The following is a 16065-nucleotide window of genomic DNA, read 5'->3' as shown; positions in this document are numbered from 1 at the left end:
TGACCACGTATTGAAGCGGCAGATCGCTGTCCAGGATCTTTTGGTAAAAGCTGTTGAGCTCACGCTGTATGGAACGGGAAAGGCCCTGCACTAACAGAACAATCAAATGAACAAAGGTCAGCTTGCGATCACGGACAAATCCATTCCGGCCGGATTCTGTACGGCAGTCGCTAACAAATTGTTCATTATGTAATTTTTGAGTTAATTCATTGAGATAGGTTACTCTAAAAACAGGTTCGCTATTCAATACCCCCCTGTAATCCTATCCTAAAAATAACAAACTTTTTCTCTACTTAACACCTGTCAAAGAACTTCAGCCTTAAGGAAACGACATTGATTGACGATTCACCATTCACTACTTTTGTGAAATGGAAAAAATCGAACATATCGGTATTGCGGTAAAATCGCTGGAGAACGCCATTCCTTTATACGAAAGCCTGTTGGGAACGCCTTGTTATAAAACAGAAAATGTTGCCTCCGAAGGTGTTACTACTGCTTTTTTTCAAACGGGGCAAAACAAGATCGAATTGCTCGAAAGCGCCGACCCTGAAGGCGTGATCGCAAAATTCATTGAAAAAAAAGGAGAAGGCATTCACCATATCGCTTTTGCCGTAGACGATATTCATGCAGAGATGAAACGTTTATCGGAAGCCGGTTTCCAGTTGCTTTCGCCCGAACCTAAACCCGGCGCCGACAATAAACTGGTTTGTTTTCTTCATCCGAAAACAACCGGGGGAATTTTGGTGGAACTCTGTATGGACAAAGGTTAGCCGAGGCCATTGCCCACGACCAATGAGTCGGAATTAACGATGCCGAGTTTTTCAACCGCTACCTGTGCAGCGATCTGTGAAGCATCTTTTTTATTGAAGGCGCGGCCTTCCGCTATGTGTTTGCCATCGATCACCGCGGCAATGGTGAAAAGACGACGGCCATTTTCCAGTTTTTCATTCAGGGTTTCAAACTCCAGCACTCTTCCATTTTTATTGGCCCAGCCGTAAAGTTTGTTTTTGTGGTTGATCTCGAGGTTTTCGAGTTCTTCCATGAACATATGTGGGAGAATGATATGATCCAGCACCCAGCGTGCTGTTTTTTTGTACCCGCAATCGAGGTAAACTGCTCCAACCAGGGCTTCGAGTGTGTTGCCGAAAATCTGGCTCACTTTAAGGGAGCTGTCCATTTTATTGTAAAGCGTGATTTTTTTCAGTCCCATACGCACAGCGATATCATTCAGTTGCTGGCGGTTCACCATTTTACTGCGCATTTCTGTGAGAAAACCTTCTTCTCTGTAGGGGTAACGTTTGAAAAGATAGTCGGCGATGAGGGCGCTCAATACGGCATCACCCAGGTATTCGAGCCTTTCATTGTTTTCGTCTGCGCCTTCACGGATCGAGCGATGGGTGAGGGCGGTTTTGTAAAGCGAAATATTGTTCGGCTTAAATCCCAGGATATTTTTCAGCTCCTTTCTGAAAGAGGAGCCTTCGTGTTTCCTAAAAAGGTTAGTGATAAAATCCACAGAATTCAAGCTACGCAAAAAATTTCAATTGGCGTATATGTTTGCTAAATACCCGGTCATTTCAGGTAAAACTACCTGATCAGTTAGTTGATTTACAAGCACCTGTGTGCAAAGGTGATCAGGGCTGGTATTTCTTCACGATCACGCAGGCATTGTGGCCTCCGAATCCGAAGGTATTGCTGAGCGCGGCGTTCACCGTGCGCTCCTGTGCCTTGTTGAACGTGAAGTTCAGGCGCGGATCCAATTCGGGATCATCGGTGAAGTGATTGATCGTGGGCGGAACGATATCGTGCATTACCGCTTTGATACAGGCGATGGCTTCGATCACACCGGCGGCACCCAGGCAGTGACCTGTCATGCTTTTGGTAGCGCTGATGTTAAGATTGTAAGCGTGTTCGCCGAATACGTCGGTGATGGCTTTTGTTTCGGCCACGTCTCCGAGAGGAGTAGAAGTACCGTGTGTGTTGATGTAGTCGATATCTTCCGCTTTCATGCCGGCGTCAGCGAGTGCGGCCAGCATTACATTTTTTGCACCCAGTCCTTCGGGATGGGGAGCGGTGATGTGGTGAGCGTCGGCACTGGCTCCGCCGCCTACTACTTCGCAGTAGATGCGGGCACCGCGTGCTTTGGCGTGTTCCAATTCTTCCAGCACGAGTACGCCTGCGGCTTCACCCATCACAAAACCATCGCGGTCCTTATCGTAAGGACGGCTGGCCGTTTTAGGATCGTCGTTGCGTTCGCTCATGGCTTTCATGGCGTTGAACCCTCCTACACCGGCTTCGCTGATCACTGCTTCGGAACCGCCAGTAACGATGATATCGGACTTACCGAGGCGGATAAGGGTGACGGCGTCGATGATGGCATTGGTACTGCTGGCGCAGGCGCTTACCACCGCGTAGTTGGGACCGCGGAGATTGTGGCGCATACTGATCTGACCGGCAGCAATATCCAGGATCATTTTGGGAATGAAAAAAGGGTTGAACCGCGGGGTGCCGTCGCCTTTGGCAAACTCCGTTACTTCCTGCTGGAAGGTAATGAGACCGCCGATGCCGCTGCCGAAGACCACACCTACCCTGTCCGGGTTGACGTTTTCCCTGCTGAGGCCGGCATCTTTCATCGCTTCGTCGCTGGCTACCAGTGCAAACTGGGTAAACCGGTCGATTTTGCGGGCTTCTTTTCTGTCGAGGTGCTGAACAGGATCAAATCCTTTTACCTCGCAGGCAAACTTTGTGCGGAACTTGCTGGCGTCAAAAAGAGTGATCATATCGGCGCCGGACACACCATTGATGAGTCCGTTCCAGTATTCTTCAACCGAATTGCCCAGGGGGGTAAGGGCGCCCATCCCGGTTACAACAACTCTTTTCAATTCCATATAGCCTTTTCTTAAAATTCTTTGATCAAGATAAAAACCGCCTTCGCTGCGAGGAGCAACCGAAGGCGGTATTATTACATTCCTGCCTTTCCACGGATATCAACCGATATCATGCGGGGAGGATTGGTTCATTCATTACTTAGCGTGCTCTTCCAGGTAGGAAACAGCCTGGCCCACAGTAGTGATGGTTTCGGCCTGCTCATCAGGGATGGAAATATTGAATTCTTTTTCAAATTCCATAATCAATTCAACTGTGTCCAATGAATCGGCACCGAGATCATTTGTAAAAGAAGCTTCGTTAGTTACTTCCCCCTCGTCAACACCAAGTTTGTCAACGATGATCTTTTTTACTCTTGATGCAATGTCTGACATGTCGTTTAAGTTTAGTTATTATGGGTGCAAAAATAGAGTTTTTGACTTAATAAGCATCGGAAACCAAATTTTTTCCGGTTTTGCTTTCGGGGCGGAAAAATAGGACAAAAATCATTACGGTTTCATCTATTCATATCTTCCGTTGGCAGTATTACCAGATAGTCGTAATTTAAGGCCTATAAATCAGGGTGCAGCATGGCGCTGAAAATTATCGATCACGGGTCAGAGGAATACCAGTTAATGGTCAAATTGCGGGATGATATCCTGCGAAAACCGCTTGGATTGACCTTTACCCCGGAAGAACTGGAAAAGGAAAAAGAAAATATGTTGATTGCCGCCTTTGAGGAGGAGCAAATCCTTGGATGCTGTATGCTGGTGGAAGAGCCACCGTCGGGTATCCGCCTGCGCCAGATGGCCGTTTTAAATGATCTCCAGGGCAAGGGAATTGGCCGCGCCCTCATGAATTTTGCCGAAAATCTCGCCCGCGACCGCGGTTTCAGGGCCGTTACCATGCATGCCCGCAAGAATGCTGTAGGTTTTTACGAAAAAATGGGCTACCGTGTTACCAGTGAGGAGTTCACGGAAGTGAATATCCCGCACTACGTGATGGAGAAAAAATTATTCTGATCCCTACTTTTTAATGTTATCCCGCAGCAGGTGGCGCAACTCCTGTACCTCATCGCTGTCTTTGCAACCGCTTTTCGGCACCAGGAAAAACGATCTTGTATCGAAATACAGGTGAAAGAAATTCGGGCTTTCCTTGAATTCAGCCAATGACGACCAGGGCCATGAGCGCTCCCCTCTTTCATGCGCCAGCGTGAAGTCGTCTTTTTCAAAACGCATGGAGAAAGCATGTTGGAAGGTTTCACTGCGCCGATACACGAGGCCCGGCATGATAAACCAGAAACTCACCATCAGCATTACCCATAAAAAAGAACTGACGAGGAACGCGACGGCCGTTACTTTTCCCAAAGCATATAATAAAATCGAAGCCGCAGCGAATACATTTACAAGGATCAGCATGATCCTGATTTCGGGGCGTGTGATGAAGTGATAACGAAGCGCCTGGATCACCTGCGGCTTGCTGTATTCAAAATGGATCGTCATAGGGCAAATGTACGGCGTTCATCGAAAGAATGCAGCCGTGATGCCTATAAAAACACAGCCGGCTTCAATGAAGCCGGCTGTGCAAATTAATTCCGATTCCGGATTAACGGATGTTGGTTCCGTCGGCAGGAATATTGAACAGCTCGCGAACTTTTTCGTAAGGCATTGCCTTCAGCTCAGCGAGTGAATAATGCTTGTTGTTGCTGCCAACTGCTACGCGTCCGTCAGCTACACCACCGGGGATCAGCACATAGCGGTAAGCGAACAGACCCAGTTGCGCTGCAGTCAGTGAAGCGAAAGAAGTACCTGTTTTGTAGGTAAAATAAATCGCACCTGGAGCAGGCACTGCATAATCATAATGATCTTCAAAATCATCATCGATATACGTGTAAGGAAGCTGGAATACCACGTTGGCACCAAGGCCGCTTTGGTTGGCGGCAGTAGCTTTAAAGTAGCAAAGGATCACTCCGTTGTCGATTACGGCTTGTGTGAGGCCTGTTGCCGCTCTGCGGTAAGATGCCAGGGCATCATAAGCACCGGTAGTTGTGGGAACGTTGGCTACCCAGTTGGCAGCGCCTGAAGTAACCCAGGTAGAATAGATCACACTTGAGCCACTGCTTCCTGCAGGGCCTTGAGGGCCGGCGGGACCAGCAGGGCCGGCAGAACCGGCAGGGCCTTGCGGACCAGTAGCACCAATAGGACCTTCAGGACCTTCTTTGGTACAGCTGACCGCTATAAAAGCGATTGCCAATAATAAAGAGGATAACGTAAGGATTCTTGATGTTCTCATAAACAAGAGTTTTGGCAGTTAAGATTGTTAAAGATTTGGTTTATCCCGTTAAGTCTAAAGGTAGGGGAAATTAATTTGATTTAATAAAGCCCGGTTTATTTCCGTTGTATTTTTTTTAACAGATAGCAAATGGCCCGGCAGAACCGGGCCATTCATTTATCGGAAACGTTGTTGTTCCGTGTAATTATTTATTCATCATCTGTTTAGCTTCGATGCTGAGCGTAGCGTGCGGTACTGCGCGCAGGCGTGCCTTATCGATCAGCTTGCCTGTAACGCGGCAGATGCCGTAGGTTTTGTTTTCAATACGCATGATCGCTTTCTCGAGGTGATCGATGAAGGTGATCTGGCGGCTGGCCATCTGGCTCAGTTGCTCACGCTCCATGCTTACACTGCCATCTTCCATGGTCATGTAACGGGCTTCGTCCATATCACCGCCTTCGTCGCGGCGGGTAATCAGTCCCTGGAGATAAGCCAATTCCTTTTTCGCGGCATCCAGCTTCTTCATGATAATTTCTCTAAACTCGGCCAGGTCGGCGTCAGAGTATCTCATTATGAGTCCTGCATTTTCTAGCATAGGGTCTAATACTGATTTTGTGAATTCGGGTTCATATTTAATTGCTGTCTTGGTCATGATTTTCGGCATGACCACTTTTGACGGCCGCGGGGGCTCTTTTTTCAGTACCGGCTTTGCAGCGGGGCGAATAGAGACCAGCGACATGGGATCCGACTCTCCGGATTTTTTTGCAACAGGCTTCGGCGCTTCAACAGGCTTGGGCTCTGGTTTGGGAGCCGGCTTGGCGGCAACCGGGGCGGCCTTCGGTTTAATGGTTGTGGCAGGTTTGGCCGGGGCAGCTTTTTTAGCTGCGGGCTTAGCAACGGGCTTTGCAGCCGGCTTAGGCGCTGCTTTTTTTGCTACAACAGGTTTTTTGGTGGCCGGCGCTGCCTTTTTAGGGGCGGCTGGCTTGGCTGCTTTTTTCGGCGCCGGTGCAGGCTTTTTCGCCGCAACTTTCTTGGGAGCGGGCTTTGCTGTTTTTCCTGCTTTTTTGGGGGCCGGTTTTGCAGCGGCCTTCTTCACCACTGTTTTTTTCTTGGTAGCCATACTATTAGCCTTTTTTTAGAACAATCGTTTTTAGGACAATGTCATTGATTTCGATGTCTGTTCCTCCGGATATATCCGACACAAATTCCAGTTCATCAGCCAGAATTTCGGCGCTGATATAATCCCTGAACGCCTCGAGAGAGGTTTTCAGACTTCCTTCCGCCACCACCTTCACCACGATCCGGTCGGTAAGCTCAAATCCGCTGTCCTTACGAATCTTCTGAATGCGGTTTACAAATTCGCGGGCATTACCCTCCTGCTCGAGTTCGGGGGTAATAGTGATATCCAACGCAACAGTCAGGCGTCCCTTGCCCGCCACGGTCCAGCCAGGAATATCCTCACTGGTGATATCCACCTCGCTAATCTGTAATATTACGGGTTCGCTATCAATTAACAAACTATATTGTCCTTCTTTTTCGAACCGGCTAATATCTTCCTGCGAGAACTGGGCCAAGGCTGCAGACACCGCTTTCATCCTGGCTCCCAGCCTTTTACCAAGGGCAATAAAATTGGGTTTGATCTTCTTTTTTATAAACCCTTCTGTTTCAGTAAGATATTCTATTTCCTTGACATTCACCTCACTACGTATCAGATCCTCGATCAGCACCAGTTGGTCTTTCATCCCTGCATCCAACACCGGGATCAACACGCGCTGCAACGGCTGGCGCACTTTTATGTTGACTTTTTTCCGCAGTGAGAGGATAAGTGAGGAAGCATCCTGCGCCATTTGCATACGTTCTTCCAGGCTCCGGTCGATCAGCGACTCATCCGCTTTCGGGAAATAGGCGTGATGCACCGACTCTACAGTAAAACGATTGGTGACCGCATTTAGTTGACGGAACAAGCTGTCACTGAAAAACGGTGCAACCGGCGCCATCAGCCTTACCACGGTTTCCAGGCATTCGTACAAGGTCTGGTATGCACATATTTTGTCATGTTCATATTCACCTTTCCAGAAACGGCGGCGGCAGAGGCGCACATACCAGTTGCTCAGGTGCTCGTCCACAAAATCTTCGATCAGGCGACCGGCCTGCGTCGGCTCATAGTCGTCCATGGCCGCAGTTACTTTCTGCGTCAGCGTGTGCAGACTGGAAAGTATCCAGCGGTCGATCTCCGGACGGTCCTGCATTTGTATATACGCTTCGCGGAAGGCAAAGCCGTCCACATTTGCGTACAGTGCGAAGAATTGATAGGTGTTATAAAGTGTGCCGAAAAATTTACGTTGTACTTCGCGGATACCTTCGAGGTCAAACTTCAGGTTATCCCAGGGCGAGGCATTGGTGATCAGGTACCAGCGTGTGGCATCCGCACCAAAACGTTCGATGGTGTCAAACGGATCCACCACATTACCCAGGCGTTTACTCATCTTATTGCCGTTCTTGTCCAGCACCAGGCCGTTGCTTACAACCGTCTTGTAAGCTACCGAGTCGAACAGCAGACAGGCGATGGCATGCAGGGTATAGAACCATCCGCGTGTCTGGTCCACACCTTCGGCGATAAAATCTGCCGGAAATGCCTGCTTGAAGGTTTCTTTATTTTCAAACGGGAAATGCCATTGCGCATAAGGCATGGCTCCGCTGTCGAACCACACGTCGATCAGGTCCGGCACGCGGCGCATCGGTTTGCCCGAAGGGCTCACCAGGATGATATCGTCTACATAAGGCTTGTGCAGATCCTGTATACCATTTTCCAGGAAAGCCTTATTGGTATCACCGCCCAGCACTTCAGCCGCACGGCGGATCTCTTTATTCAGTTCGTCGATGGAGCCGATACAGATTTCTTCTCCGCCTTCCCGTTCGTCGATAAACTGGTTGTCGCTGCCAACGCTTTTCCAGATGGGGAGCGGCGTACCCCAGAAGCGGCTGCGGCTGAGGTTCCAGTCGACCATGTTCTCCAGCCAGTTGCCAAAGCGGCCTTCACCGGTGGATTTAGGTTTCCAGTTGATGGTTTTGTTCAGCTCCACCATGCGGTCGCGCAGTGCGGTGGTGCGGATAAACCAGGCATCCAGCGGATAATAAAGTACCGGCTTGTCGGTGCGCCAGCAGTGCGGGTAACTGTGCTCGTATTTCTCTACTTTGAAAGCACGGTTTTCTTTTTTCAGTTTTACGCTGATGTCTACGTTAACATCCACATAATCCTTATCGTCCTTGTAATTTTTTACATAACGGTTGCTGAACTCACCAAGCCCATCCACAAATTTTCCCTGGCGATCCACGAGTGTGAGGATACCGATATTGTATTTTTTACCAACACGATAGTCATCTGCACCAAACGCAGGAGCCGTATGCACGATACCTGTACCGTCTTCGGTGGTTACGAAATCACCCAGCAGTATGCGGAAGGGATCCGCATCGGGTGTAATCTCGCGGACACGTTCGGGCGAGTTGGCTTCGTAGGGAAGCAACTGATCGTAACGCAATCCTTCCAGTTGTGCGCCGGTAAACGAGCCGAGAATCGTGTAAGGAATATTTTTGCCATCATTTGCATAAGCGGCAAAATCAGCGTCTTTGTTTTCTTCTTTGAAATATTTACCAAGCAGGTTTTGCGCCAGCACCACGTGCACGGTCTGGTGTGTATACGGGTTGATGGTTTTTACCAGCACATAAGTGATATCCGGACCTACGGTAAGACCGAGGTTGGAGGGTAATGTCCAGGGCGTGGTGGTCCAGGCCATGAAGAAAACCTCATCGGTTCCCGCGGCGTCGAACAGGAAGGCGGACGATGCGTCTTTCGTGGCGCGGAACATGGCTACGGCGCTGGTGTCTTTTACATCTTTGTAAGTACCCGGCTGGTTGAGCTCGTGCGAACTCAGGCCTGTACCTGCGGCGGGTGAATAAGGCTGGATGCTCACACTTTCGTAGAGCAATCCTTTTTTATACAGCTCGCTCAGCAGCCACCAGAGCGTTTCGATGTATTCGTTTTTAAATGTGATATAGGGATCGTTGAGATCAACCCAGTAACCCATTTTGCGCGTGATGTCGTCCCACTTGTCTTTGTAGCGGAGAACGGCTTCGCGGCACTTGGCGTTGTACTCTTCAACGGAGATCTTTTTACCGATATCTTCTTTGGTGATACCGAGTTCTTTTTCCACGCCGAGTTCGATCGGCAGGCCATGCGTATCCCATCCGCCTTTGCGTTTTACCTGGAAGCCCTGCATGGTTTTGTAACGGCATACAAGGTCTTTCAGCGTGCGCGAGATAACGTGGTGAATGCCCGGCAGTCCGTTAGCGCTGGGAGGTCCTTCGTAAAATACGAAAGGGGTAGCGCCTTCCCGCAGGGAAACACTCTTCTCAAAGGCCTGACCGGCAGTCCAGGCTGCCAGCACTTCCTGCTCGATGGCGGGAAGATTCAATCCGGTAAATTCTCTGTATTTAAGCTCCATAGCCGATCTAAAAAGTGGGCAAAGTTACGGAAATAAACGGCTGAATGCTGCGACGGGTATGCCCTCCGGGCCACAAAAAACCCCGCCTGGGGCGGGGTTCGAGATGGTTGACTCTATTTTTACGGGCGGGCAGCCGTTTGGTTGTCGGTGATGATGAATTTGAAGATGGTGGTTTTGATGCGGCCATCGATTTCGCTGTCGCTCACTTTCTTGCTGCTGTATTCTTTTGCCAGCGCAAACAGGTGGTCGTGCAGCACCTTACCGTCCACTTCGCTTTTCAGGGCAATTTTGCTGCTGGAAACTACGTAGGCATCCCAGGTAGCACGCACTTTATTCCAGTAGGCTTTGGTTTTGTCCCAGTATGCGCGGGCAGCGGCACATTCGCTGTCTTCGAGACGTTTGTAGCTGTTGATCCCTTTTTCCTCGACCAGGAGTTTGTCGGTGCCATTGGTCCGGACGATCTTCTGGTTGTCCTGCTCATGCACATAGCCATCTTTAGTAAGCACGAGGCGGTTGGTGCGGCGCAAAATGTTGTAATCGTTGCGCGCGGAATATTCGCGGCGGGGCAGCGGAGCATCGGTGGTATTTTCCCAAAAAGTTTTACCATTGGTGGTGACCCATTCGCTGATGCCCTGGTAGCGCGGTTCGTCGCTTACTTCCCATACGGTTTGTGTCCATTTGCCTTTTACATCGGCGGGTTTCAGGTTTTCTTTTTCCCAAACCTTATCGCCTTTATAGCGCCAGATCACTGGATTTTCGTAGGTCCATTCCTCGCGCCAGTGTTTGATGATCATGGAGTCGGTGATCACCAGCAGGTGTTGCATCACAATCTTCTTATCGCTTACTTCAACAGGAAAAGTCAATTCCGTACCACCGCTGATCTCTTCGCGATCGTGGTATTTGTAGCTTTTATCGGGCGAGAATGTTTCGGCGTATTTAAATTCTACTTCAAAGCAGCCGCAGAGTTTGTCTACGTTCGGCTTGTCTTTGGGCGCCTGCGCTGTTGCTGTCAGCGAAAGGAGCAATGCGGCAGGTATGATCAGTCTTTTCATTGTTGTTTTATTTGAGTGACAAAAGAATGACAAAGCCGCCGGAATGATTTACGGGAAGAGAAAACTCGTGTTGCGCAAAGAGGAAAAAGATGCAAAGTCAAAATTCAAAAGTCAAAATTCAAAAAAGGTTATAGGTAATAAGTTTTAAGGAGTAAGTAAACAGCCTGGGTCCCTGACGCTCCTGAAGGGGAATGGTTGTCTTACTCACGATTGACGATCAGTCACCCGTTCACTTTTTTGAATTTTGACTTTTGAATTTTGAATTAAACTACGGAATGAGCGCGTATTCGAATACGGGCTTGCCGCGTTCGCCACCGTCTTCCGCAGCAAAGCTGATAAACTTCAGTTTATAATAGTTGCCTTGCACATCTTTGATTACATAAAAGCGGTCGGTACGTACACCTGCGTTGGTTACACCGGGAGCAGGGGTCACTCTCCAACTGCTGCCGATCGCCCAGCGGCTTGCAGAGAAAGTAGACAGGGTTGCGTTAACACTGTCGCGGTTGAACTTGGTATAAGCTTCATTACGTGTAGCAGCGGAAGCATAAATTCTTGTGCCAACAGTTACACCAGACAGGCTATTGGTAGAAATGAGGTCGGAGAAGTTGTAAGGGCCCACACCGGCAATCTCGTATACAGAGTAACCCCAGGTAAAATCCCACTCCGCTTTTTTAGGCTGTACGTTTACGATGGTGCCGCCGCCGTCGAAAGAAAGGTAGCGGAAATGGTAGTCGGCATCTTTGGTGATCTGAACGGTAGTGAAGCCGCTGGTTTGCTGGATACCGCCGAATTGTACGGTGTAGCCATTGCCGTTACGTGTGATCAATGCTTTGATCCAGGCGCGGGCAGGAGTGCTGCCACCTGTTCCGCGATTAATGATCACTACACGGTTTTCAGCCGCAGTGGCAGAAACGGCAGGAATTACGGTGTTGGTCAGGCTTCCGTCGATCGGATCGAAGAAAGCATATTGATCAGGACCGGGAGCCACCTGGTTGATAGCGAGTGTAAGGCCGATCGTATCCGCAGCACCCACAGCAGCCAGGCTGGTAGCAGTGGTCATCTTAGCGCCTGCGCTGGTGGTATTGTTCAGGATCACACGGAAATCAGATCCGCTATAAAAACCAAGATCCCAGGAGGAACGTTTAACACCTGTTGCAGTGCCGGTGCTCATGTCGATGTATGCAGCATTTTCTGCACTGGCTCCGCCTGTTCCGCCGTTCAGCGTAACGGTGCTTCCTTCCGCAGGCGGGATCGTTACTTTGTCATCGTCTTTGCCGCAGGCAGCTAAGAACATCAGGCCGGTCAATGCGAGAGATAATCTTTTCATGTGTGGGTATTTGTATTTGTTATTTATTTGGTTGATTTATTCCATTGAAATACGATGCCGGCGAAGTAAGAACGGCCGTAGGCATAGTTGGTAACGGCACCGCCACTGTGCGCTCCACTGCTGCCACCTTGTGTGCTGTTCAGTCTTGTTACATCAAACAGATTGCGGACACCGGCCTGCAGACGGAAATACTTGAAGAGATCTTTTGACAACGTAAGGTCGGCCCAATGAAATGCGTCGCGTTCGGACAGCACGATTTCATCGTCCGCATTCAGGTTGTACACGGGAATTTTGCCGGTGAATTTGTAATACAGCCCCACGCTTCCTTTGAGTTGGGGAAATGCATACAGTACGTTTGCATTCACTTCGGGCGACCAGGCAAAACGTGAACGCTCACCGGCCAGGCTTTTATCTTCCTGGAATTTGTTGTAGTAGCCGATATAAGACACGCCTACATTAGCCGTCAGATTTCTCCAGGTGATAGTATTGTCGAAGATGCCACCGATGGTGCGGTACCTGTCGCGGTTAAAATAAGAGAATATCTCGTTGTTGTTCGCATCGCGGAAGCCGTAGAGATCGATGAAGTCGCGGTAGTCATTGTAGAAACCGGACAAAGATGAAGTGATGCGAACGCCACCAACGCTGAAGGTGTTGCAACTGATGGACAGCATATAGCTGTTAGAGGTTTCCGCTTTCAGATCGGGATTACCCTGGATACTGTGGTTGGCATCGAAGAAATTGAAATAAAGTTCGCGCAGGATCGGCGCCCTGAATCCGCGTGCGTAAGATGCACGCAGATCGAGGGTTTTGCTCAGGCGAAACTTGGTATTGATCGAAGGAATAACCGGCGGTGCATCGTAAACAGCGTTTTTGCTGAAACGTACTCCCGGCCGGATATTCACCCAGCTTACGGGTTTGATTTCCGAAGAAAGGAAAAATGAATAGTCGGTAATAGAAGGCGTACCACTTACACGCTGGCCACTCGTTTTATCATACTTAATATCAAACCCGGGTTGTACAGATATCTTTGGGGAAGCTTCCCATACGCCCGCTGCGCGGAAAAAGAAAGTCTGGAATTTTGTTATATCCCAATATCCCGCGGCGATATTGGCCGGGTTGTCGTTGCGCACCTGCTGGCCGGTCACGTAGTTTTTGGTGTAAGACTCCGTGTTTCTTTTATAATCCTGCAGGGAGGCGGCCGTATTGAGTTTCCATTTCGGGGAAATAGTCCAGTCGGTTTGCAACTGATGCGTATAGCGGTTGGTAATATAGTATTGGCGGAAAGAAAGACCGGTGTTCAGGTTCATCGGAGATGCCGCAAACAGTTCTTCGTTCAGGTAGTCGACACGGTACCATGCGTTGAACTGACGGAAACGGTAACCTAGACCCACACCGCCCATCCATTGATCTTTGGGCTTGAAAACTTTTGCGGGGAATGCCGCCGTGTCGGTATAACCGCCGAAGTTGTTCCGGGTAACGTATGCGCTGGCTTTCCAGTGCGCATTGTTCCAGTTGATGGTAATGTTTTCGTTGTGGATACCGTTGCCGGAGAAAGGGCTGTAGGTATCAGCAATGCTTTCCTCCTGCACACGTACGGAAATGCTGAGGTTGTCGCGGCCTTTGACAGCTTTGCGGGTGATGATATTGATCACGCCGGCCAGTGCGTCGGTACCATAGATCACACTCATCGGACCCTCCACGATCTCGATTTTTTCAATGGTATTGATATCTATTTGTGTGAGGCTTTGTTTGGTAGCATCGCGGTCGGCCAGTGGCACGCCGTCGATCAGGATCTTGACGCGGGCGCCGCCTAATCCAAGTATGCGGGTATCGGATTCACCGAGAGTGTTGTCGGTGGCGAAGCGGATACCGAGTTCGCTGTTGAGTACACCCACGATATCGGTAGCGCCGCGCATGCGGATGTATTCTGCATTAATGGTCCGCACTTTATATACTGAGCTGCGGAGTGGTTGCGGGGCATATTGACCTGTCACCACCACTTCGCCAAGCGCTTGTGTGGTATCGGTTTGAGCGAAAGCCGGCAACATGCCGGCCAGGAGAATGCTTAATGCGTAAATTTTCTTCATGGTAGCCGTTCAGGCTGCAAAGGTGCCCTGAAAAAAAACGGTACGCTTTCGCAATCAGGAAAAAGGATTTACGCCAACCGGTAAATGACAGGGAGGTGACAAATCGCTTTGCGATTTGTCAATGTGGAAATGTGCCCTGCTGCCGCAGGGACCATGTGCAAATGTGAATGACCTATAACGATTGGACAATATGATTGTATAAGCGTTACCTTTTTGAATTATTCCGGCTGTTTCATTTTCACATCTACACATCCCGCCTCCGGCGGGTACATTTTCACATCCGCTTTCGCTCCCTCGCATGCTTATAAATCCTGATCGCGCTCATCAGCACAACCACAAACAATACCAGTCCGGTTAATCCCCACACCACGCTCATGTTCTGCTTCACTGTCACCAGCATCACTATCGCGATCAGGAAAATGGTGGCTACTTCGTTCCAGATGCGGAGTTGCTGCGAAGAATAACGGAAAGTGCCTGCCAGTTGCTGCCTTAGCAATACATGCAGGGAGTAATGATAAGCATATAGGAAAATAACAAAAGTCAGTTTGATGTGCAGCCAGGAATGCTGCCCGAAGTTGTTGAGCCATCCGCCCGACCACAAAGTCCAGCCGCCCATGATGAGCGTGAGCACGGCCGATGGCCAGGTAATGCCGAACCAGAGCCGCTTCATCATGATGCCGAATTGGCTGCGTAAAATACCGCGCGCCGGCTCGGGCTGCTGCCCTGCCTCGGTATTGTAGATCATCAGTCGCGGCATGTAAAAAAGCCCGGCAAACCAGGTAACGATGAAAATGATATGCAGCGCTTTGATGTAGAGATTCATGGCCGGAGTTATATTTTACCCTTCAAAACTATCGTCTTCCAATTCAGCAGGTGCCGCTTTGTCCAGCAACCCAACCAGGGTCTTCACCCAATCTGGATGGGTATTGAGACAAGGAATCAGCGTAAACGATTCGCCGCCGGCATGCAGAAACAACTCGCGTCCTTCTTCACCGATCTCTTCGATGGTTTCCAGGCAATCGCTTACGAACGCGGGACACGCAATCACCGCTTTTTTATATCCCTGGCCAGGCCATTCCCCGAGGCTTTTTGCGGTATAAGGCTGCAACCACGGATCGCGGCCGAGACGGCTTTGAAACGATAAGGTATATTTTTCCCGCGGGATACCCAATTTCTCCGCTACGAGATGCGTGGTCCGGATCACCTGGTGACGGTAACAGTAACGCTGGTATTTTGCTTCAGAACAACATTGATCCGATGTGCTCAGATTGTGCGTACCTGCAGGATGACGTTTGGTAATATGGCGCTCCGGAATGCCGTGATAGCTGAAGATCATCAGGTCATACGGCTGCGAGAGATACGGACGCATACTTTCTGCCAGTGCATCGATGTAAGCAGGCTCTTCATAAAACGGCGGCACTACCGTCATTTTAAAGTTGAATCCGCCGTGTTTGTGCTGGTGCAAAGCATACACCACCGCCGTTTCGTAGCTGCTCCACGCGTAATGCGGATAAAGCGGCACCAATACCACTTCTTCCAGCGAAGGATATTGTTTGCTCAACTCCTGCATGGCTGTCATGGGCGAGGGATTGCCGTACCGCATACAGATGGAAACCGGGTAAGATACCTGCTCCTGTACGGCCGATTGCAATTGTTTGGTCAATACGATCAGCGGTGATCCTTCTTCCGTCCAGATCGACTGGTAAGCTTTGGCACTTTTCGGTGCACGGAAAGGCACAATAATGCCTTTCACCAGCAGGCTGCGCAGCCACCGCGGTTTGTCGATCACCCGCTCATCCATGAGAAACTCAGTTAAGTAAGTCCGCAGATCTTTTACAGATGTACTGTCGGGCGATCCGAGATTCATCAGCAGTATGGCTTTACGGGGAGAATTCATCTTGAAACGGCGATTTTTTACCGGGCTGCAAAGGTCGGTTATATACCTCTATTCATCCAAAAAAACA

Annotated in this window: 15 protein-coding genes; 3 read left to right on the top strand and 12 right to left on the bottom strand. The window is 49.6% G+C overall.

Annotated elements, in window-relative coordinates; translation table 11 throughout:
- Positions 1-368 precede the first annotated feature (368 nt).
- Positions 369-770 (top strand): methylmalonyl-CoA epimerase, encoded by a 402-nt coding sequence (gene mce, locus H608_RS0104315; protein ID WP_028786602.1) that lies wholly within the window; start codon positions 369-371, stop codon positions 768-770.
- On the opposite strand, the gene rnc is transcribed toward mce, so the two are convergent.
- From rnc to H608_RS0104300, 3 genes are all read right to left on the bottom strand, one after another.
- Entirely contained in the window at positions 767-1513 is a 747-nt protein-coding gene (gene rnc, locus H608_RS0104310; protein WP_028786601.1) for a ribonuclease III, read from the bottom strand. The two genes, mce and rnc, sit on opposite strands and share 4 nt — an antisense overlap.
- 118 nt (positions 1514-1631) lie before the next feature.
- On the bottom strand, positions 1632-2885 hold the full coding sequence (gene fabF / locus H608_RS0104305; RefSeq protein ID WP_028786600.1) for a beta-ketoacyl-ACP synthase II: 1254 nt from the start codon (positions 2883-2885) through the stop codon (positions 1632-1634).
- Between the two features lie 135 nt (positions 2886-3020).
- Positions 3021-3257: an acyl carrier protein gene (locus H608_RS0104300; RefSeq protein ID WP_028786599.1), complete on the bottom strand. Its 237-nt coding sequence runs from the start codon at positions 3255-3257 to the stop codon at positions 3021-3023.
- Between the two features lie 195 nt (positions 3258-3452).
- Here H608_RS0104300 and H608_RS0104290 point away from each other — a divergent pair, with 195 nt between their 5' ends.
- Positions 3453-3884 carry a GNAT family N-acetyltransferase gene (locus tag H608_RS0104290; RefSeq protein WP_028786598.1) on the top strand — a complete coding sequence of 144 codons (432 nt, stop codon included), beginning with the start codon at positions 3453-3455 and terminating at the stop codon, positions 3882-3884.
- A 3-nt stretch (positions 3885-3887) separates the two neighbouring features.
- Here H608_RS0104290 and H608_RS0104285 read toward each other — a convergent pair whose 3' ends face one another.
- The 3 genes from H608_RS0104285 to H608_RS24735 all read right to left on the bottom strand — a co-directional run bounded on the left by H608_RS0104285 (position 3888) and on the right by H608_RS24735 (position 5704).
- Positions 3888-4364, bottom strand: coding sequence for a YcxB family protein (locus H608_RS0104285; protein ID WP_028786597.1), 477 nt, complete (start codon positions 4362-4364; stop codon positions 3888-3890).
- A gap of 103 nt (positions 4365-4467) precedes the next feature.
- Complete coding sequence (locus H608_RS24805) at positions 4468-5154, bottom strand: collagen-like triple helix repeat-containing protein (protein ID WP_155990043.1); 687 nt, start codon at positions 5152-5154, stop codon at positions 4468-4470.
- A gap of 184 nt (positions 5155-5338) precedes the next feature.
- Positions 5339-5704 carry a TraR/DksA family transcriptional regulator gene (locus H608_RS24735; protein WP_245565719.1) on the bottom strand — a complete coding sequence of 122 codons (366 nt, stop codon included), beginning with the start codon at positions 5702-5704 and terminating at the stop codon, positions 5339-5341.
- A 1-nt stretch (position 5705) separates the two neighbouring features.
- Between H608_RS24735 and H608_RS24730 the strand changes: the two genes are divergently transcribed.
- The gene (locus tag H608_RS24730; protein ID WP_245565718.1) at positions 5706-6272 is read left to right on the top strand and encodes a hypothetical protein; all 567 of its coding nucleotides are present in this window, start codon (positions 5706-5708) and stop codon (positions 6270-6272) included.
- Here the strand turns inward: H608_RS24730 and ileS are convergent.
- The 6 genes from ileS to hemH all read right to left on the bottom strand — a co-directional run bounded on the left by ileS (position 6258) and on the right by hemH (position 15998).
- The gene (gene ileS, locus H608_RS0104270) at positions 6258-9635 is read right to left on the bottom strand and encodes an isoleucine--tRNA ligase (RefSeq protein WP_028786595.1); all 3378 of its coding nucleotides are present in this window, start codon (positions 9633-9635) and stop codon (positions 6258-6260) included. The genes H608_RS24730 and ileS overlap by 15 nt on opposite strands.
- Before the next feature lie 119 nt (positions 9636-9754).
- Positions 9755-10687, bottom strand: a complete 933-nt coding sequence (locus H608_RS21205; RefSeq protein WP_051268026.1) for a DUF6607 family protein — start codon at positions 10685-10687, stop codon at positions 9755-9757.
- Between the two features lie 268 nt (positions 10688-10955).
- On the bottom strand, positions 10956-12014 hold the full coding sequence (locus tag H608_RS21200; protein WP_081658786.1) for an HmuY family protein: 1059 nt from the start codon (positions 12012-12014) through the stop codon (positions 10956-10958).
- A gap of 23 nt (positions 12015-12037) precedes the next feature.
- Complete coding sequence (locus H608_RS0104250) at positions 12038-14101, bottom strand: TonB-dependent receptor plug domain-containing protein (RefSeq protein ID WP_028786594.1); 2064 nt, start codon at positions 14099-14101, stop codon at positions 12038-12040.
- A 274-nt stretch (positions 14102-14375) separates the two neighbouring features.
- Positions 14376-14924, bottom strand: a complete 549-nt coding sequence (locus H608_RS0104245; RefSeq protein WP_028786593.1) for a CopD family protein — start codon at positions 14922-14924, stop codon at positions 14376-14378.
- Between the two features lie 15 nt (positions 14925-14939).
- Positions 14940-15998 (bottom strand): ferrochelatase, encoded by a 1059-nt coding sequence (hemH, locus tag H608_RS21195; RefSeq protein ID WP_051268024.1) that lies wholly within the window; start codon positions 15996-15998, stop codon positions 14940-14942.
- Positions 15999-16065: the final 67 nt, after the last annotated feature.

This window comes from Terrimonas ferruginea DSM 30193 (assembly GCF_000425585.1).
Lineage (GTDB): Bacteria > Bacteroidota > Bacteroidia > Chitinophagales > Chitinophagaceae > Terrimonas > Terrimonas ferruginea.
This window is presented reverse-complemented; position numbering and strand designations above follow the sequence as displayed.